The 20,508-nt window shown below is 46.0% G+C and carries 18 protein-coding genes; 2 read left to right on the top strand and 16 right to left on the bottom strand.

The window, feature by feature from the left end; translation table 11 throughout:
• Positions 1–125 precede the first annotated feature (125 nt).
• Positions 126–878 carry a bifunctional 2-polyprenyl-6-hydroxyphenol methylase/3-demethylubiquinol 3-O-methyltransferase UbiG gene (gene ubiG / locus GVO63_RS12600; protein WP_159580305.1) on the bottom strand — a complete coding sequence of 251 codons (753 nt, stop codon included), beginning with the start codon at positions 876–878 and terminating at the stop codon, positions 126–128.
• 168 nt (positions 879–1,046) lie between these two features.
• On the opposite strand from ubiG, the gene GVO63_RS12605 reads away from it, so the two are divergent.
• The gene (locus tag GVO63_RS12605; RefSeq protein ID WP_159580307.1) at positions 1,047–1,406 is read left to right on the top strand and encodes a DUF2237 family protein; all 360 of its coding nucleotides are present in this window, start codon (positions 1,047–1,049) and stop codon (positions 1,404–1,406) included.
• A gap of 87 nt (positions 1,407–1,493) precedes the next feature.
• On the opposite strand, the gene GVO63_RS12610 is transcribed toward GVO63_RS12605, so the two are convergent.
• From GVO63_RS12610 to GVO63_RS12675, 14 genes are all read right to left on the bottom strand, one after another.
• Complete coding sequence (locus GVO63_RS12610; protein ID WP_159494050.1) at positions 1,494–2,924, bottom strand: aldehyde dehydrogenase family protein; 1,431 nt, start codon at positions 2,922–2,924, stop codon at positions 1,494–1,496.
• Positions 2,925–2,965: 41 nt separating this feature from the next.
• Positions 2,966–4,606 carry an acetolactate synthase large subunit gene (locus GVO63_RS12615; protein ID WP_159580309.1) on the bottom strand — a complete coding sequence of 547 codons (1,641 nt, stop codon included), beginning with the start codon at positions 4,604–4,606 and terminating at the stop codon, positions 2,966–2,968.
• A 272-nt stretch (positions 4,607–4,878) separates the two neighbouring features.
• Positions 4,879–5,286: a DUF4112 domain-containing protein gene (locus GVO63_RS12620; protein WP_159580311.1), complete on the bottom strand. Its 408-nt coding sequence runs from the start codon at positions 5,284–5,286 to the stop codon at positions 4,879–4,881.
• 125 nt (positions 5,287–5,411) lie between these two features.
• Positions 5,412–6,491 carry a ferrochelatase gene (gene hemH / locus GVO63_RS12625; protein ID WP_159580313.1) on the bottom strand — a complete coding sequence of 360 codons (1,080 nt, stop codon included), beginning with the start codon at positions 6,489–6,491 and terminating at the stop codon, positions 5,412–5,414.
• Between the two features lie 205 nt (positions 6,492–6,696).
• The gene (locus GVO63_RS12630; RefSeq protein WP_159580315.1) at positions 6,697–8,298 is read right to left on the bottom strand and encodes an AbgT family transporter; all 1,602 of its coding nucleotides are present in this window, start codon (positions 8,296–8,298) and stop codon (positions 6,697–6,699) included.
• Positions 8,299–8,587: 289 nt separating this feature from the next.
• A complete protein-coding gene (gene hflC / locus GVO63_RS12635) occupies positions 8,588–9,469 on the bottom strand; it encodes a protease modulator HflC (RefSeq protein WP_159494045.1) in 882 nt (293 codons plus the stop codon).
• A gap of 5 nt (positions 9,470–9,474) precedes the next feature.
• Complete coding sequence (gene hflK, locus GVO63_RS12640) at positions 9,475–10,626, bottom strand: FtsH protease activity modulator HflK (RefSeq protein WP_105932648.1); 1,152 nt, start codon at positions 10,624–10,626, stop codon at positions 9,475–9,477.
• Positions 10,627–10,693: 67 nt separating this feature from the next.
• Positions 10,694–11,983, bottom strand: a complete 1,290-nt coding sequence (gene hflX / locus GVO63_RS12645) for a ribosome rescue GTPase HflX (protein WP_159494044.1) — start codon at positions 11,981–11,983, stop codon at positions 10,694–10,696.
• A gap of 17 nt (positions 11,984–12,000) precedes the next feature.
• A complete protein-coding gene (gene hfq, locus GVO63_RS12650; RefSeq protein WP_014951092.1) occupies positions 12,001–12,249 on the bottom strand; it encodes an RNA chaperone Hfq in 249 nt (82 codons plus the stop codon).
• 78 nt (positions 12,250–12,327) lie between these two features.
• A complete protein-coding gene (miaA, locus tag GVO63_RS12655) occupies positions 12,328–13,263 on the bottom strand; it encodes a tRNA (adenosine(37)-N6)-dimethylallyltransferase MiaA (RefSeq protein ID WP_159580317.1) in 936 nt (311 codons plus the stop codon).
• Position 13,264: 1 nt separating this feature from the next.
• Positions 13,265–15,127, bottom strand: coding sequence for a DNA mismatch repair endonuclease MutL (mutL, locus tag GVO63_RS12660; protein WP_159580319.1), 1,863 nt, complete (start codon positions 15,125–15,127; stop codon positions 13,265–13,267).
• Positions 15,128–15,199: 72 nt separating this feature from the next.
• The gene (locus tag GVO63_RS12665; protein ID WP_159580321.1) at positions 15,200–16,543 is read right to left on the bottom strand and encodes an N-acetylmuramoyl-L-alanine amidase; all 1,344 of its coding nucleotides are present in this window, start codon (positions 16,541–16,543) and stop codon (positions 15,200–15,202) included.
• An 81-nt stretch (positions 16,544–16,624) separates the two neighbouring features.
• Positions 16,625–17,107: a tRNA (adenosine(37)-N6)-threonylcarbamoyltransferase complex ATPase subunit type 1 TsaE gene (tsaE, locus tag GVO63_RS12670; protein ID WP_159494040.1), complete on the bottom strand. Its 483-nt coding sequence runs from the start codon at positions 17,105–17,107 to the stop codon at positions 16,625–16,627.
• 74 nt (positions 17,108–17,181) lie between these two features.
• Complete coding sequence (locus GVO63_RS12675) at positions 17,182–18,681, bottom strand: NAD(P)H-hydrate dehydratase (RefSeq protein ID WP_159580323.1); 1,500 nt, start codon at positions 18,679–18,681, stop codon at positions 17,182–17,184.
• A gap of 6 nt (positions 18,682–18,687) precedes the next feature.
• Here GVO63_RS12675 and queG point away from each other — a divergent pair, with 6 nt between their 5' ends.
• A complete protein-coding gene (gene queG, locus GVO63_RS12680; protein ID WP_159580325.1) occupies positions 18,688–19,830 on the top strand; it encodes a tRNA epoxyqueuosine(34) reductase QueG in 1,143 nt (380 codons plus the stop codon).
• Between the two features lie 32 nt (positions 19,831–19,862).
• Here the strand turns inward: queG and GVO63_RS12685 are convergent, their stop codons facing one another.
• Entirely contained in the window at positions 19,863–20,495 is a 633-nt protein-coding gene (locus GVO63_RS12685; RefSeq protein WP_159580327.1) for a hypothetical protein, read from the bottom strand.
• Positions 20,496–20,508 lie beyond the last annotated feature (13 nt).

Below are 20,508 nucleotides of genomic sequence, written 5' to 3' on the forward strand. Positions count from 1 at the left end.
GTCATCATTAGGGTGTATAGGTATATAATAGTCATTAAATTCAGTACGCTAGCAGTGAAAAAAGGGTATGCAGCTATATACCATTCACTGTTTTCATACAAAACATAAGCATTACTTATAGCTTGCTATTTTGCTTTGGAATACGCTTGTATGAAGTTTACGGCGAGACTCGATGTCGTTAACCATTCACCTCTCAATGGTTTTAATTTCATTCCCACTTGATGTTTTAAAGAGAATGCTTCGCCAACCCACTGTGTAAGCTCGCTTGGCTTTACAAACTTTCTCCAATCGTGAGTACCTATGGGTAAATACCGCATCACATATTCGGCGCCTACAATGGCGATGACAAAGCTTTTTAACGTTCTGTTTAACGTGGCCAATATTAGAAGCCCACCGGGTTTGACCAAGCTCGCACATTCCTCGATGAGTTGCTGTTGATTTGGCACGTGCTCTACCACTTCAGCATTGATAACAACGTCATACTGGCGACCCTCTTGAACCACTTCGCTAGAAAGCATGTGTCTGTAATTGACATTCACACCATTTTTTTCCGCATGTCGCTTAGCAACTTCCACACTCACCGCACTGGCATCTATACCAGTAACGTGTGCGCCTAATTCTGCCAATGGTTCACTAATAAGCCCACCGCCACTGCCAATGTCAATCATTGACAGTGTCGAATAATCCAAGGGCGAGCTCCCCGTTCTGAAATGATTTTCTATCTGCGCTTTTATGACTTCCAATCTCGCTCGATTAAATGCTAAAGCGGTTTTATATTTTCCTTTGGGATCCCACCAAGATTCAGCAAGCGCATCAAAACGCGCTATTTCATCCTCAGAGAAATTATTTCCGCCTGTTTTTTTACTTTTATCGAGCACGACTTTTTACCTTTCAACGTAATTACATTACAGCTTTGTAGTTGACCCGTAGCGCTTGGGGTCATAAGGTGAATGCAGTAAGAGCTATGAGTTTTGTGAGATATGCATTCTTATATTTCGACAAAGCGACATTATTGTAGTGATACGTAGTAAGAGAGGGTTCTGATTTTGGCGAACGCAAAAAATGTTTATGGCCGTCCGCTCCAGCTGTGCTGTGGAAATACGGGTTTTACGCGAGAAGGATTTTGTTATGTGCCCGATGCAGATGTCGGCAACCACAGCGTTTGTGCCGTCGTCACCGATGAGTTTCTTCAATTTTCATTACGACAAGGCAATGACTTAATCACACCTTGGCCAAGTATGACGTTTCCCGGCTTGCTTTCTGGCGACAGATGGTGCTTATGCGCTGCACGTTGGTTACAAGCCTATGAAGCTGGAGTAGCGCCTAAAGTTCGTCTTGAAGCGACTCACCAAAAGGCGCTTGATGTTATCCCGCTATCATTGCTAGAAGAGTACGCGGCGGATTAGCCGATTAACCACATGCTCTATCCATAAGAGCGCTGACAATTCGTCGCTATAGGCGTCTATCTACCCGGCTGTCTTATACCAATGCATTTATTGTGGTGTACGAATTACCATCAGTCGGGTTTCTGACATATCTTCAATCGCGTAGCGAATGCCTTCACGCCCTAACCCCGAATCTTTTACGCCGCCATATGGCATGTTATCAACACGCCAGCTAGGTACGTCACCAATAACAACGCCACCTACTTCCAGCACGTCCCATGCCTTGTGTGCTTTGTAAATATCGCGGGTAAATACACCAGCTTGCAGTCCATATCGGCTGTTGTTTACTTCTTTAAGCGCTTCATCATAGTCGTCAAAAGGCGCTAATATCGACAAGGGGCCAAACGCTTCTTCCGCGCTGGCATCGCAGTCTTTTGGCACGTTTTCCATCACCGTGGCTTGGAGCATAGCCCCCTCTCTGGTACCACCGCATAGAATGGTTGCGCCTTTGTCTTTTGCCTCTTCAATCCAGCCGTGGAGGCGCTCAGCCTCGCCTTCTGAAATCATTGGGCCAATAAACGTATCTTCCTTAGATGGGTCGCCAGAGACTAGCGCCTTCACTTTTTCTACGTAGCGTGACTTGAACTCGTCATATATCTTACTGTGCACCAGTAGACGCTGTACGCTGATACAGCTTTGCCCTGATTGATAATAAGCACCAATAATGACGCGTTCGATTGCATCTTCGATATCTGCATCTTCATCAATGACACAGGCAGCGTTACCACCAAGCTCCAATACCACAGGTTTTTTGCCTGCTTTCGCTTTCAGTGCCCACCCTACATCGGGTGAACCCGTAAAACTCAGCAACTTCAAACGATCGTCGGTAGTAAACAAATCTGCACCATCTCGACTGCAAGGCAAAATTGAAAATGCCCCTTTCGGTAAATCAGTTTCAGCTAAAACCTCACCGATAATTAAAGCACCTATCGGCGTGCGCGATGCCGGCTTAAGAACAAACGTACAGCCGGCTGCGATGGCCGGGGCTACTTTGTGCGCTGCTAAGTTTAGCGGGAAGTTAAAGGGCGATATAAACGAACATGGACCTATAGGGACTTTTTTGGTCATTCCTTGATACCCTTTGGCCCGGGCAGAGATTTCTAAATTCACCGTTTCGCCATTAATGCGAACTGACTCTTCGGCCGCTATTTTGAAGGTATCAATAAGGCGACTTACTTCACCTTTAGCATCTTTTATGGGCTTTCCAGCTTCAATACATAGCGCTTGCGCTAATTCATCCGCCCGTTCTGTAAAGCGTTTAACACAGTGCTCTAATACCGCTTGTCTTTCATAGGGTGCCATAGCGGCCATCGCGGGCTGTGCTTTTTCAGCAGCCGCAATCGCTTTGTCGATAGTATCAACATCAGCCATAGCGACTTTTGTTGCGACCTCGCCGGTGTACTTATTCGTCACCTCCAAATCAGTATTAGCGTATTCAGGCTCACTGGCGAGATAATAGGGGTAGCTTTCCTTCAACATTTTTTCACTCCTTTCGGTTATACCAAATTACATGCGCTCAATTAGAGCTTTGCACTCAATTCTTTAATAGTATGGTTTAGGGTTTTGTCATTCATACTATAATCAACTGGGCAATCGATAATATGCACACCTTTCGTGTTTAAACACTTATCAACCATGTGAATCAGTACACTCGTATCATCCACTCGCCAGCCCTGAGCACCATAACTTTGCGCATACTTCACAAAATTAGGGTTACCGTAATCTAAACCAAATTCATCAAACTTCATGTTTGCTTGTTTCCATTTGATCATACCGTAAGCATCGTCGCGCAAAATGACCACAACAAGGTCGAGCTTAAGCCTAACGGCCGTCTCAATTTCTTGGCTATTCATCATAAAGCCACCGTCGCCACATACGCTTAAAACAGGCGCGTCGGGGTTGACTAACTTTGCCGCAATCGCAGAGGGCAAACCCGCGCCCATCGACGCTAACGCATTGTCTAAGAGCAGCGTATTTGGGTGATAAGCGGGATAGTTTCTAGCAAACCAAATTTTATATATACCGTTGTCTAACGTAACAATGCCGTTATCAGGCATCACTTTACGTATATCGCGCACCAGGCGCTCGGGTAAAATAGGGAATCTGTCATCATCCTCAGCTTCAGCGCGGTGATCGACATACGCTTGGTGTACGTCTTTATAAAAATCAAGTTTCCAACTTTCTTGCGGCGTAACCCCTTCTTTTATTTGCCAGATGCTATTGGCGATATCCCCTACCACTTCAAGCTGTGGGAAATAAACAGGGTCTACAGCGGCGGAATCAAAATTCACATGAATCACTTTTTTATCGTTGTGATGCATGAAAAACGGCGGCTTTTCAACTACATCGTGACCTACGTTGATAATGAGATCTGCACGCTCAATCGCTCTGTGAACAAAGTCACCATCAGATAACGCCGTGTTTCCAGCGAAACGTGAATCGCTCTCGTTCAACACGCCTTTACCCATTTGTGTAGTGACAAATGGAATACAGGTTTTATCTACAAATTCTCTCAGCATTTTTGCCGTGAGTTTGCGGTTTGCCCCTGCGCCAATAAGCAGTAAAGGCGATTGCGCCCCTTGTATCATATCGATAGCGGAAGCAATGGCTTTATATTCGGCAATGGGACGACGGGTTACGCTAGGTTTTAATAGCGGCGCGCTGGTTTGCTCTGCCGCAATGTCTTCTGGAAGTTCGATATGCACCGCGCCAGGGCGCTCTTCTGACGCTAACCGAAAGGCCTCTCGCACGGTTGAAGGAATTCTGTCTCCACTGACCACTTGATTAGTGAACTTAGTAATAGGGCGCATCATGTCGACAATATCAATTACCTGAAAGCGCCCTTGTTTACTTGTCTTAATCGGCTTTTGGCCCGTTATCATTAACATAGGCATGGCGCCTAATTGAGCGTATGCCGCAGGGGTAACGAGGTTAGTTGCACCTGGGCCAAGTGTTGAAAGACACACTCCCACCTTTCCAGTAAGCCTGCCATACGTGGCGGCCATGAAACCTGCACCCTGTTCATGTCGAGTGAGTACTAGCTTAATAGACGAATTTCGTAATGATTCTAGTAAGTCGAGGTTTTCTTCCCCGGGAATACCAAAAACATATTCTACGCCTTCCGCTTCTAATGCTTTTACAAATAAGTCTGACGCTTTCATGTAAGGCACGCTCCTTGTAGAGGGGAGTTGTTTGAATAGTTTCTGGTTTATTCCTACGACACTCGCATCAAAAACGATTGGTATTTTTTGTGACTCGCCAGTTAATCGACCTGAGGTTTCTTCATTAAATGTTCGTAAAACAAGACAGCCTCGGTATTAGGGCGTGAGCGAAATGACAGACACAAACACGGCAACATGTTGGACCTATAGGAGGGCGGTCGACGCTATGATTGACGATTTGGCCAAAGTATTATTTGCATTGCCTGCCGAGCTTAGGGGTTTTCATTTTCCCATTGAGCAAGTTTAGCTTGAGTAGCGGCATCAACATTTGCTTTGTTTTCACCTATCCACCAGCGCTCCATAATGCGAACGTTTTTTTGATTCGCTTTGTAAAATATATCCACGATATCACCGATGAAAGGAATAAAGCCCAAGCCAAAATCGATGGCTGAGTTTTTCACCATTTGTGCAACTAATGCTTTAGGCATACCCAGAGACTTGCCGAGCCAAACGATACGAAGTGAAACAAAGAGCATCAGCGCGTCACCTGCCCCTGGGATAAGACCAACAATGGAGTCTAAACCTATTCGAATAGGAATAAAGGGAAGCTTTACCGCAGTATCAAGTAAGTTCGCCAACTTTTGTGCTTTGAGTAATGCATTTGGTGCTTTAACGTCCACGTTAATATCTCCTTTTAACGTTGTTGCCTAAACCCGAAGGCATTGGTTAATCTGTGGGCGCCTAAAAAGGGGCAGCCCACAGCATGTAGAAAGTTTTAGCTGTCAGTGAGATGTTGTGAAAGCTGTTATTTTTCTGCCCCTAGCGCTCTTGCTAACCCTGCACGAAGGCCGTTGTCCGAGGCGACGGTCCATCCATGCAAGTTTTCTTGCACTATATCAAAAAGCACATCAATGTGTTCTTTGTCGCTGTTAAGGGCAGCGATGTATTCGTACCGCTCACCACCGGCTTCCATAAAGTACTCGCGGTTCTCCTCACCGATTTCTTCAATCGTTTCAAGACAGTCTGCTGAAAAGCCAGGGCACATCACTTGAATTGATTTCACACCCTGCCCTGGCAGAGATTTTAAGGTTTCATCTGTATACGGTTTTAACCACTCTTCTCGACCAAACCGAGACTGGAAAGTTGTCATGTATTCATCATGAGATAGCCCTAACTTCTCTGCGAGTAAACGCGACGTCTTGTGACACTCACAGTGGTAAGGATCGCCGTTCATTAAATATCGTTTGGGTATACCGTGATACGACAATATAAGTTTGTCTGCTCTCCCATGGGTTTCCCAGTGCGCTTTAACTTTATTGGCAAGCGCAGTAATAAAGTTTTCTCGGTCGTGATAGTGATTAACAAAGCGAAATTCAGGTAACCAGCGACGTGAGGAGAAATCTTTTGCTATAGCATCAAAAGTAGACCCCGTTGTTGATGCGCTATATTGAGGATACAGCGGAAGGACGACAAGTTTACGTACGCCTTTAGCAAGCATTGCGTCGATAGTGTCGCCTATGGCCGGCTTGCCGTAGCGCATAGCAAAGTCAACAATCACATCATCGCCATACTGCGCTTTACAGCGTTCTGCTATGGCACTCGCCTGGGCTTTTGTAATTGACATCAGCGGAGAGCCTTCTTCAGTCCATACCGTTGAGTACGCTTCGGCTGAACGCTTTGGGCGGAAATTTAAAATAATACCGTTAAGAATAAACCACCAAATCGCTTTTGGTACTTCAACCACTCGAGGGTCGGAAAGAAACTCTTTCAAATAGGGGCGCAATGCCTGTTTGGTTGGTGCTTGCGGTGTTCCCAAATTTGTTACAAGCACGCCTATCTTGTCAGCTTGCCCGTGGGTGAAACCGTTATTCGATTTATATTTCATGTATTCTTAGTCCGAGAAGTACTGCGCTGTATTCGTATTATACTGAATTAACGTCGATTATGATCTTTGATAAGACCAAAAAAGTGCGATTGCAATAATAGATTTTAGACATTAAAAAAGCGGTAAATGTTCGAAAATACTTTTCAAAAACATCACCGCTTTTAAGCTTGCCACTGATTAAACTGGGCGTTTTTTGCCAAGCTATTTAGGGCTGATAATACGTCGCCGCGCCTGGACCAACCGGCATTCCAAGTAGGAACACCCAAATGTAGAATAAAACGGTCCAACCGACGATAAACACCATAGAGTAAGGCAGCATCATCGCGATGAGCGTACCCATCCCTAAATCCTTTTTGTACCTTGCTGCCATCGCCAAAATCAGCCCGAAATAACTCATCATTGGCGCAATAACGTTAGTCACTGAGTCGCCAATGCGATAGGCCGCTTGTATGACTTCAGGCGCATAACCAATAAGCATAAGCATAGGTACAAATATAGGTGCAGTTACTGCCCACTGTGCAGAGGCACTGCCCAGTGACAGATTCACCACGCCACACATCAAAATGAATAGGATAAATACCGCTGGTCCGTCTAACCCAGCAGCTTGTAGCAATGCAGCCCCTTTGACCGCTAACACTGTGCCTAAGTTAGTCCATTTGAAAAACGCCACAAACTGCGCCGCGAAAAACACAAGGGTAATGTAAAGACCCATGGCTCCCATGCTTTTAGACATGGCATCGATAACGTCTTTATCGTTCTTCATTGATTGAGTGACTTTACCGTACACAAAACCGGGAATAGCGAAGGTGATAAAAATGAATGCAACGATCCCTTTAAGGAACGGAGAGCCGGCGACTTCACCGGTTTCAGGATTACGCAAAATGCCGTTCTCTGGCACAACGGTCAGCGCTAATATGGCACACACCGCAACAAAAGAAATACCGGCCCAACGCAAACCTTTCTTTTCCAGCTCAGTAGGTGCATCCATCGTTTGCTTACCCAAGTCTATTGATGCTTCGCTAGAATCGTAGTGTCCTAATCGAGGCTCAACAATCTTTTCCGTCACCAACGCGCCCATGATTGCCACCACGAAGGTACTGATAAACATGAAATACCAATTTACTTCTGGCCCCACCATATAATCTGGGTCAATCATATGCGCTGCCGCTTCAGTAATCCCCGAAAGAAGCGGATCGACAGTACCGAGCAATAAGTTAGCGCTGTAGCCGGCGGACACCCCCGCAAAGGCAGCCGCTAGGCCTGCTAAAGGATGGCGCCCTAGAGAATGAAAGATCATCGCGGCTAGAGGAATAAGCACCACATAGCCAAGTTCGGATGCTGTGTTTGAAATAATCCCTGCAAACACAATTGCGAAAGTGACGGCACGCTTAGATGCATTCATAACTAACGCACGCATAGCCGCAGATAAGAGGCCAGAATGTTCAGCCACTGAAACACCCAAGAGCGCAACGAGTACAGTACCGAGCGGCGCAAAACCGGTAAAGTTTGTGACCAAGCCGGTGACGATGCGCTGAAGCCCTTCTGCACTCATAAGCGATATCACTTCAATCATGCCGTCTTCTTCACGTCCTTTCGCGCCAACAGGACGCGGATCGGCAACAGCAATATCGAAGAAACCTAATATTCCGCTTAACACCACAATAAAGAGTGAAAGTAAAGCGAATAATGTAACAGGATGCGGAAGAAGGTTTCCTAACCATTCTACCGTTGCGAGAAATCGAGAAAATAACCCGCCTTGTCCGCCGTTTTTGTCGGCAGACGCTGAATTTGTGTTTTCCGTTGTCAAAATCTTCCCTCTGTCGTTTATTTACGTCTACTACATTAATGTTAGTGCTGGGAAGGCACTCACTTAATACAGAAATAGTGACGTGTTTTAATTGTAGTCAGGCGTTATTTTACCCGATTTAGTGAAAATTTGGCAGTGAAGAGGGAAAATGAAGGGTTATCTCGCTGTACAACTTTCTGACAGGCGCTTTAAAGAAGAAAATAAAATATAAAAATCATTCACTTATTTTGTTCTGACGTAAAAAAGCCAGTCTTATAGACTGGCTTTTTGAAACATCAACAAAGAAAAACTAGTTTCCTTTAGACTGATTCATATATTTAAAGAAATCACTGTCAGGCGCTATAACCATAACGTCTTGCTTACTGTTGAAGCTCTTTTTATACGCATCCATACTGCGCAAGAAACTGTAGAAGTCAGCATTCTTTGAATATGCATCAGCGTAAATCTGCGCTGCGATTGCATCACCTTCACCGCGGAGCTGTCGAGCATTACGTTCAGCATCAGCAAGCATAACCGTTACTTTAGCATCAATGTTCGCCTTAATAACTTCAGCCTGCTCTTGACCCTCAGAGCGATGCTCACGGGCTACTGCGGCACGCTCTGCACGCATACGCTGGAAGATTGAATTACTTACCTCGGTAGGTAAATTAATCTGTTTCACTCGTACGTCAACGATTTCAATACCCAGTTCATCAGACGACGTTGACGCCTGCTCCATCGCTTGATTCATAAGCGCGGAACGCTCGCCAGAAACAATTTGCGCGATGGTACGAGTACCGAACTCAGAACGAAGACCGTTATTCACCTTTTGCTTTAATAGCGCTTCAGCCTGCAGCTTGTTACCACCTGTTGATAGGTAATAACGGGCAAAGTCATCAATGCGCCATTTAACGTAAGAGTCAACAATAAGGTCTTTTTTCTCACTTGTTACAAAGCGATCAGGTGTTCCGTCAAGGGTTTGGATGCGCGCATCGAGTACGCGTACCGAGTCAATAAACGGCAGTTTAAAGTGAAGACCCGGCTCAAACACTTTAGTGTCGCCCGTTGCATCGTCTCTTTGTACTTTACCAAATTGAATAACAATAGCGCGTTCGCCTTCTTTAACCGCAAACAGAGAGCCTGATGCCAGTAAGACAAGAAGAACAAATACTGCAATTAATAGATTCTTCATTATGCTTATCTCCCCTCTCTGAAGCTGTCACCGCGAAGGCCCGAAGTAGGCGAGCTATTTCGACTGCGACCATTCGCATCCGTTACAGGCGCCTGTAGGCCTTCTAACGTACTGCGTGAACGCTCTTTAGATGTAGACTGTTGACGCTCCATGATTTTATCAAGGGGTAAGTACATCATGTTGTTACCGCCTTTACTGTCCACCATGATCTTGCTCGTACTGCTCAAAACTTCTTCCATCGTCTCAAGATAAATACGTTCACGTGTTACCTGTGGCGCGCGTTCATATTGAGGAAGAAGCTCTTTAAAGCGGGCAACTTCACCCTGCGCTTCTAATGTGACCTGCTCTTTATACGCTTGAGCCTCTTCGTTCATACGATTCACTTGTCCGCGGGCGCGAGGTTCGATTTCTCTCGCATATGCTTCCGCTTCGCGTATGAAGCGTTGTTCGTCTTCTTGCGCAGCAATCGCATCGTCGAACGCGTCTTTAACTTGCTCTGGCGGACGCGCGTCACGGAAGTTCATATCAATGATCGAAACCCCCATGTTATAAGGTTCGATAATCGCTTGAAGTTCTTCCCATACGCGCTGACGCGTTACTTCACGACCATCGGTAAGTACATCATCCATCTTCGAATGACCCACCACGTACCGGATTGCACTGTCTAGCGATTGACTAAGGCTTTGCTCAGGGCTTTCAACAGCAAACGTCCAACGGAATGGATCAACAACGCGGAATTGCATTTCCATCTGTACGCTTACCACGTTCTCATCTTCTGTCAGCATAGAGCCAGAAGACGATTGATCGCGAATTGACTGAACGTCGACAGGGATCACGGTGTCAATGAACGTTGGCGCCCAGCGCAGGCCCGGCTCAACTTGCTGATAATACTCACCAAAGCGAAGTACCACGCCACGCTCCGCTTCGCGAATTGTGTAGAAGCCGCTAATAAACCAAATCACAACGAGCAGGCCGACTAGAATACCAGCGCCGATGCCGCCAAGGCTTTTACCTGAGCCGCCACCGTTACCACCTGACTTTCCAAACTTACCGAATAAGTTTTTAAATACATCGTCTAAATCTGGGGGACCTTGTTCTTTCCCCCCGCGATTTTTCCACGGGTCGTTATTATTGCCACCCGGCTCGTTCCAAGCCATGCTGATACTCCATAGATTACTGTTATATTTTTAAATTTCTCATGCTCAACGCAGTGACTAGCACTGGCTAATGTCGCACAACATACTCTGATATTCCGTTTTCCAGACGCTTTTCTAGTCTGTTCCAGTCAGCCGCGGGCATTCGTACATCAACAACCCAGTCTCCCTGACTGTCGTACTCTTCACTGGCAATGCAGTTAAGTTCATACAATACACCGCGTAATCGACTTTGAGCAGGGGGAATTTTCAACGTGTAATTGACCATGCTCTTGCCTAAACATTCGGTTAAAGCTTGGCTTAATAATTCTGTCCCTTCACCGGTCTGTGCAGAAAGCCACACTCGAACCGGCACGCCCTCGTCGTTTCTTTCTATACGGGGATTCACGTCGTCTAGTTTATCAATCTTATTACAGATTAGTAATTGTTGGATCTCTCCCGCCTCAATTTCTTCAAGAACGTTATTCACCTCGTCCATCGTTTCGCGGTACTTTGCATCAGCAACATCAACCACATGGAGGAGTAAATCGGCTTCTTGTGTTTCTTGAAGCGTCGCTTTGAACGCCGCAACAAGGTCATGAGGAAGATGACGAATAAACCCTACGGTATCGGCTAAGATAGCAGGACCGACGTCTTTCAACTCAATTTTGCGCAAAGTAGGATCAAGCGTTGCAAACAACTGATCGGCAGCATAGACGTGAGAGTCGGTAATGGTGTTAAACAGGGTTGATTTACCCGCGTTCGTATAGCCAACTAAGGATACCGTAGGAATTTCTGCGCGTTTACGTGAGCGGCGCCCCTGCTCCCGTTGTTTTTGCACTTTTTCCAAACGACGAAGAATGGCTTTTATACGCCCGCGAAGTAAACGTCTGTCTGTCTCTAGCTGCGTCTCACCTGGGCCGCGAAGACCGATACCACCTTTTTGACGCTCAAGGTGAGTCCATCCTCTAATAAGACGCGTTGAGATATGTCTCAATTGTGCTAATTCAACCTGGAGCTTTCCCTCGTGGGTTCTCGCGCGTTGCGCAAAGATATCGAGAATCAGCCCCGTTCTGTCTAACACCCGGCATTTACACACGGCCTCTAAATTACGCTCCTGAGAAGGAGAAAGGGCGTGGTTGAAAATAACAACGTTGGCATCGTGTGCCCTAACTGCAGCTGCTATTTCCTCTACCTTACCTGAACCGACAAAGTATTTAGCAAGAGGCGCCGTGCGTGAAGTTGTAATAACTTCTGCCGCATTCACCCCTGCTGAAGACACAAGTAATTCAAGCTCACTTAAGTCCTCTTTTGAGTCTTCATCGGAAAAATTTACATGAACAAGTACAGCCTGTTCACCGGCTTCATAACGGTCAAACAAGCGCGTTACCTTTTAAATTATTCACCTTTAGTATTTTCAGAATCTCCTGCGCTAGGCATAGTAATAGCGCGTGCTGGAACAACAGTAGAAATTGCGTGCTTATAAACCATTTGGCTTACTGTGTTCTTCAGTAAAATAACGAACTGGTCGAATGATTCAACCTGCCCCTGAAGTTTAATACCATTTACCAAATAAATTGATACTGGAATACGTTCCTTACGCAAAGCGTTCAAGAATGGGTCTTGTAAAGATTGCCCTTTAGCCATTTGATATCCTTAGTTTTTATTATTCGTGATAGAGATTTCACTACCACTGCACGTCTAATGTATACCACACTCAACTATTTAAAGTGTGACTTTCGCTGTAATTTTAGTCAAATTATCGTTAGCAAATGTGTCAAGCCAAGTCACTTGCTCCCATCCCCTCAACCATGTGAGTTGGCGCTTAGCAAGTTGTCTTGTTGCAATTATGCCTTTTTCACGCATTTCAGCGTAGCTCAACTGACCATCAAGGTACTGCCACATTTGCCTATACCCTACTGAACGAATAGAAGGTAACGCCTCATGTAGATCACTACGCTCATAGAGTTTTAATACTTCTTTTTCGAACCCCTGCTCCAACATTGTGTCGAAGCGAGTTGCGATACGCGTGTGCAGCACTGCTCGTTCTGCGGGCGCTATGGCAAATTGTGCAATATTATAAGGGCACTTATCACCCTCTTGTTGTTGCCAATATGTCAACGTTTTGCCAGTACTTCTAAACACTTCAAGTGCACGCGTAATGCGCTGGGGATCATTAGGGTGGATTCTCTCACCACTAACCGGGTCTACACTACGTAATTCATCGTGTAATTTAGACCAACCCAGGCGTTGCGCCTGCTCTGTTATTTCATCACGAACGTTCTCGTTTGACTTAGGTAGTGGCGAAATTCCATTTATCAAGGCATTAAAGTACATCATTGTACCACCAGCCAAAATTGGCACCTTTCCACGCGCTAAAATATCGCCAATCAGAACGTTAGTATCCTTCACAAATTGTGACACAGAATACGTTTCTACGGGGTCGATAATATCGATAAGGTGATGAACAACCCCCGCTCTTTCCTCAAGCGTTGGCTTTGCTGTGCCAATATCCATGCCCTTGTAAACAAGTGCAGAATCGACACTGATCACCTCACTCTCGACCTGTTGAGCAATCTCGAGTGCCAAGCCTGTCTTTCCAGACGCTGTAGGACCCATGATAGCAATTACGGGTAATGCAGAATTTATGCCACTGGACATATTATTCTCCCCATACATCTAGCACTCGTTTCAACGAGCGCACTTTAGCAAATTGCTCAATAATTTCCCATTGTTTAACTTCGCTTTGCTGATCCAACCAGTACCACACTTCATTCTGCACATCTTCATCAAAGACATGGTTAGGCAACGCAAGTGAGCCAATCACACTATCGAACGTGCTGCAATTCTCACTTGGCGCCAGAGTTAATAGGTGCTCGAACCATCTGAGCCAAGGAAAATGTCGTGTCCCAGCAGGTACTTGCTGTAAGCGATACTTTCCTGCCACCCTATTTACTTCGAAATGAGATGCGTTTAATAACGCCAGAAGGCGTTCGCTAACGTTCTCAAGTGATACAGCAACGGGCATAAGTAAAGGCTGACTATGTTCTGCTTTTAAAAATAGCTCCCTCAGCCAGATACTGGCAACTTTACTCACAGAAAGAAGGTAAATTTCTTCAGTTTTTGGGTAAATCCTTTGGAATGAAGAAAGATTGATACACGCGATAGCGGCTTGGTTATGCTCATCATTTGCAAAATTGTCGCTATTTGGCGTCATCAACGCGTTATAGCTAGACTGGTATGCGGCAATTGGTCCTCGACTTTGTCGATGAGTAGCGCCGCTCGCTCTGCTATTTACACCCATTTTTGCTCCACCCGAAAATGACGGTGCGTGAGGCATTGATGTTGAACTAGAAAGCGTATCCCGTGACACCGGTGGCGAAGAGTATGAGGTTGATTCACTAAATGATGGTGAGCTGACCTCAGCATGAGTCTGTAATGGTCTTATATAATCGTGCGCTACCTCGGCAGACATAAACCCACCGCTGGAAAGCGACTTGGCGCTCGAATCAGATAAAGGTTGCTCACCCGTTATTGCATGTAATGCATCCCCAACAGTTTTAGAGATAAAATCATGGACTAAGCGGCCTTGTTGAAATCTAACTTCATGCTTGGCTGGATGCACATTAACGTCTACATCTTTAGGGTCAACGGTGAGATAGACAACAAAACTGGGTTGCTCAATGACGCCCCAGACCGTCTCATAAGCTTGGCGAATTGCATGCATGATAAGCTTATCGCGCATACCTCTTCCATTGACAAAACTGAACTGGCAATCGTTGCTACTTCTCAGCATAGTTTCATTGCCTAACCAAGCATCAATGTGAAGCCCTTCATATTCGGCATCGATGTGAACAGCGTTTTGAATAAATTTTTGACCCACAACAGAAGCAATTCGACTTGCCAGGCTTCCTTCCTTATCAGCGACAAAACGTCTTGCAACCTTATCATTATGCTTGAGAATAAAAGACACCTCGGGATGACTGAGCGCGATACGCTTGATGACGTCTTCTATGTGCTGAAACTCTGTTTTTTCCGTGCGTAAAAACTTGCGCCTTGCAGGGGTGTTATAAAACAGATCTGCCACATCAATAGTCGTTCCAACCGGGTGGGCAGCGGGCTGAACATTCACCGCCATATCTCTACCTTCGCAGTAAGCCTGCCAAGCCTCGGTTTGTGACTCGGTTCGCGAAGTCAGCGTTAATCGGCTTACCGAACTGATACTGGCCAAAGCCTCGCCGCGAAAACCAAGGGATAAAATCTGCTCTAAATCATCAAGGGTAGAAATTTTGCTCGTTGCATGACGGCTCAACGCCAACTGTAATTCACTTTTGACTATGCCCGACCCGTTATCTTTTATTCGAATTCGCTTGTGACCACCTTTTTCAATGTCTACTTCGATTTTCGTCGCTCCGGCATCGAGACTATTTTCAAGTAGCTCTTTAACCACAGATGCGGGGCGTTCCACCACTTCACCAGCGGCAATTTGGTTGGCTAGTTGGGGAGATAAAAGCTGTATAGGCAAAGGGCTACCCTATGAAATAATTAATAGATGAGAGGCGACGGACGGCGAATCAATTAAAACGCTAATGAGGCGTTACGTGCTCGGTATATTTAGTACTTGCCCGACGCGAACAACGTCGCTTGAAAGCGCATTCGCTGCTTTTATGCTGCTTACTTTCACATTATAACGCTGCGCTAGTAAAGATAAGGACTCACCACTTCTTACCTTGTGAGTACGGTTGTTCGCTTTTTCTTGTGCCCATAGTGTACCATCAGGAGGAACTTGCTTGAAGTAACGCTTGGTTGCATTGAACATAGCAGTAGCCAAACGTTCGCGATATTTAGACCAGTTTAAGTTCTTTTCTTCTTGAGGATTAGAAATAAAACCAACTTCCACCAGGATAGAAGGGATATCAGGCGCGGTTAAAACTGCGAAGCTCGCCGCTTGCGGTTTCCTTTTGTGGAGACTGGTTACCTGCTTTAATTCCTCAACCACTTTGTTTCCTAGGTCATGACTGGTTGCCATGCTGTGATCCATAGAAAGACCGAGTATCGTTTCAGTCAAGTAGCGTTCACTTGATTTATCATTAATGACTTCAGCAGCGCCCCCTAATAATTCTGAATGACGCTCTGATTTTTCAAGCCATCGGCCTAATTCCGTATCAGCTCTTCGCATAGACAGCACCCAAACAGAACCGCCTCTAGGCTGTGGTTGACTGAATGCATCGGCATGAATAGAAATAAGCAAGTCAGCTTTCTTCTCTCTTGCGATTTCTGGCCGACGGTTTGGCGAAATATAATAATCATCGCTGCGCGTCATGATAGCCCGCATTCCGCGCTCTTTGTTTATCATGCTTTCAAGCTTCTTAGCGATGCTCAGCGTTATGTGCTTTTCAAATGTTCCTGCAGGTCCAACTGAGCCTGGGTCGTGCCCGCCGTGGCCCGCATCTATTGCCACGATGATATCTCTGTCGCGAACACTTGTTGAGTCGTCAAGCACAACCGAGCTTGTCGAGGCAGTTAATGAAGGCAATGTCTGTGGCGCGCTATCGGGTAAATCCACCACTAACCTGTGACCATATGCCCCCTCAGGTGACATAGCAAAGAGCGAAGGTTTGGTATCCCTGTTAAGTTCAAGGACAACCCTTGCCGATGATTTGTTTTTTGGCGTGGAATAACGCAGCTTATCGATAAGGTTGCCGCTGTTCTCAACATCAGAAAGCGAAAAGGAATCTTTTGTGTCGTTGAGGTCAATAACTAGGCGATGAGGGTTCTTTAGCGTGAAGTAGGTAAACTCTGGCGCCGTCTTCATATCAAACACTACGCGCGTATTGTCCGTCGACGGCCATATTCTTACTCCGTCGATGTTATTTTGCGCACCGTGTGCAACTTGCATCACCAAACACAAAAGTAATACCGAAACTATACTGCGCACCATAATTAGCCTTTGTATTGTTGTTATGTCGCTCTCCCAGACCTCGGAGCGGCTATTCTTTCTATTCTTTACTTATCGCACGTATTAAACGCGCTTGCATTGCTGAAGCAATCTAGCACCGTGGGCACTTTTTGCTTCCAAATGAAACTGCCTGCCCGATGGTGTAATATTTATACTAATCACTAAGTCCGGGGATGCCAAGTATTCGCCCCCTTTTTCCGACCACTCAATAAGCGCAATTGCACCTGAACCGAAGTAATCTCGAATTCCCATAAACTCTAATTCTTCAGGGTCGGCGAGACGATACAGGTCGAAGTGATAAATATTGACGCTGTCCAACTCATAAGGTTCAACAAGTGTATACGTCGGACTTTTAACGCTACCTGAATGGCCTAAAGACTGAATAAAATAACGACTGAAGGTTGTTTTCCCTGCGCCTAAGTCACCGTTGAGATAAATAACGGCATCGGTAGGTAATTGACTTGAAACGGCTTGCGCCAGATCTCTGGCAAGCTGCGCGGTATCATCTAATTCATTAGCAAAAAAAGAAGTATGCGGGTAAGACATCAACAATATTCCACAGTAGTGTAAAGCCGAGTAACACAGCAGATGCCTGCTCAATTATGACAAAACCACGCTAATTAGTGGTTTATGAGCGCACGTACTGCATCAAACAAATCGCTGGCTATCATACCACGTTGACCGTAGAGTTGGGCAACATCATCTCCGGCCTTTGCGTGAAGCACTACACCATATTTTGCTGCGATGTCCGTGTCTACCCCCTGAGCAAGCAAAGCGCCTAAAATCCCGCTTAACACATCACCGCTCCCTGCGGTTGCCATCCCTGGATTGCCATGACGACAAACCCAGGTTTTCTTTTCGTTATCAATCAGCGTACCCGCGCCTTTGAGCACGCACACAGCGTGATAACGCTGAGAACATTGCCTTGCGTAGTTAAACCGGTCGCTTTCCACGTCATCAATTGATACACCCAGTAGTCGTGCCGCTTCGCCTGAATGGGGAGTAAGAATACTGTCTGAAAGCGTAAATGCCGTTGACTGTTTACACAGCAAATTAAGCGCGTCTGCATCGATAACCACCGGCTTATTTTGACTTTGACAGTGCTTCAATGTGGTTTCAAACACGTCTTCAGCCCACTCATCTTGCCCAAGCCCCGGGCCTATCACTACGCACGTTGCCCACGCTAAAGCATCATCTAAGTTAAAGTCAGTTACCATGAGCTCTGGCCTACCTGCACTCACCTGTATCACTGACGATTGGTGGGTATAAACACGCACCATACCCGCTCCGCTTCTCAGCGCCGCCTCGCTCGCGAGGCGAATAGCGCCAGCGGTTCCGCGGTTTCCACCTATACACAATAGCCGTCCGTATGTGCCTTTGTGACTATTAATTTCTCGCGGTCCCATGCCCTTAAAGTGATCAATATTGAGCATGGTGGCGCATGCTTTGGCAAGCCCTTGAAACGCTTTGCCAATGCCTAAGTCAGCATAGACCAATTTACCGCATGACTGCTTTCCCGCACCGGTTACAAGACCTGGCTTTATCCCTACAAACGTAACGGTGATATCAGCCTGTACACAGCGGCCAAGGCTCTGGCCTGTGTTAGCATCTAGGCCTGACGGTACATCGACACTGACCACTGGCGTTGAAGATTCATTAACGGCATCGATAATATCGGCGAATTCATTGCGTATATAGCTATTAATGCCGGTACCTAACAAGGCATCGATAACAACATCGGCTTTTTGCAACCATGCCCTATCAAATTCATTAATGCTTCCTCCTGAATCGAGCCAACGCTGCTGGGCTTTTCCTGCATCGCCTTCTAGCATTCGCTGTGGCTCAACCGCACATAAATGCACTTGTTTACCCGCTAACTTCGCGTTGATTGCAGCAATATAGCCGTCACCAGCATTATTACCCTGACCGACCAGGACTAAGTAGATATCCGAGTTCGGCATAAGCTCCAGACACTGTTTAAACACCACATCGCCTGCGCGCTGCATCAAAGTAAACATATCACAGCCTGATTCGGCCGCTGCTTGTGCTTCATTTTCTCTAACCTGATCGGCCCGAAATAATTTGTATGATAAACTTGATGTTAATTGAGTATCTAGCATGAGCAAATGTCCGAAATTAGTTCTATCGACCTCGTTGAATTAACAAACAATATCAAGGCTTGGGGAGCAGCGCTAGGCTTTCAACAAGTTGGCATCAGCGATATTGATCTAAATCAGCACGAGTCCCATTTGCAGGAATGGTTAGACAATGGGTATCACGGCGACATGGCCTATATGGAAAGCCATGGTATGAAGCGTGCACGACCCGATGAATTAGTTCCTGGCACCTTAAGGGTGATCAGCGTTCGCATGAATTATTTACCACCGGATGCCTCTTTCGCTCGACACCTCAAAAATAGTGAAATAGGTTATATCAGTCGCTATGCGCTAGGGCGCGATTATCACAAGGTATTGCGCAAACGTTTAAAGGCACTGGGTGATAAAATTACTGCATCGCTGAAGCACACGCAGTACCGTCCGTTTGTAGACTCAGCGCCAGTGCTAGAACACGCTATAGCCGAGAAAGCAGGGATAGGTTGGACGGGAAAACACAGCTTAACGCTTAATAAAGAGGCCGGTTCTTGGTTCTTTTTAGGTGAGCTTTTCATTAACCTTCCCCTCCCTGTTGACGTCCCCGTTGAAGAGAGTTGCGGCAACTGTACAGCTTGCCTAACAATATGCCCCACTAACGCTATTGTTGCGCCTTATACTGTCGATGCCCGTCGCTGTATTTCATATCTCACGATAGAGTCTGATAAAGACATCCCCGAAGCACTAAGACCTTTGATGGGCAATCGAATTTATGGTTGCGATGACTGCCAGCTTGTTTGCCCTTGGAATAGGTATGCCGACATCACAGATGAAGAAGATTTTCATCCGAGAGAAATACTTCACGGACAACGTTTAGTCACGTTATTCAGTTGGTCTGAAGAGACATTTTTACACAACACCGAGGGCTCGCCAATTCGGCGTATAGGTTATGAAAAATGGCAACGCAACATTGCCGTAGCGCTTGGAAACGCACCATTTAGTCATGACATTACTGCGCTTCTCACAGAACGGCGAGGCATGGTCAGCGCGTTGGTAGACCGGCATATTGATTGGGCTTTCAATCAACAGCAGCGGAAAAGGAGTGCGTTAGAGAGGGAAAACAGACAGCAGCATCGGCTCATACGTGTCATAGAGAAAGGCTTACCGCGAGATGCGTAGTACGTGCATTCGCGAGAGCCTGCATTCTTTTTTTAACCTGCTGACGCCACCTTTTGATTTAAGTCAGTCTGCATGCCGTTGCCGTACCCGCCTTTATCGTCTGGAAGATATTCAGCGGTAAACGAAACATTCAGCTTTAAACCGCGATGAACGAGTTCAGTAGAAATTTCTGGAGCACCGAAATGCCACCATGGCTCTTGTTCAAGCGCCGCCATTACCAAAGAAAGTTCTGATTCAGAGCCGTTGTACTCACCCACTAATTCACACAATCGGTTTTCACATTTTATAGATCTTAAGACGAAGCGCTCTTCATACGTAGGAAGCGAGAAGAATGCGACGAGTGCCCCTTCTGTTTCAGAATAAAAACTCTCTGATGAAGCTGAATCTGCGCTCTCAACATTTTCAGTAGCTGGCGTAGTATTGTGAATCGAGTCTGACGATTGAACATGACGTTGTTGTTCATCGCTAAGGCTACTGCCAGCAACCAGTTTTGTTGCTGGCTTCATGACTTTAAGCTCGCTCGTTTCAGTGGCGCGAGAACGGTCTAACACCGACGTTAGTCGTTCTTTCTCGGCGTTAGATTCACTGAGTTGGTGTTGATAGCTAAAAACCTTATAACCCGCTATCAACGCAAACACTATCAGCCCCACAAGCCACGTTTTCATTACACTTCCTTTG

It is taken from the genome of Alteromonas sp. KUL106, assembly GCF_009811415.1.
Taxonomy (GTDB): Bacteria; Pseudomonadota; Gammaproteobacteria; order Enterobacterales; family Alteromonadaceae; genus Alteromonas.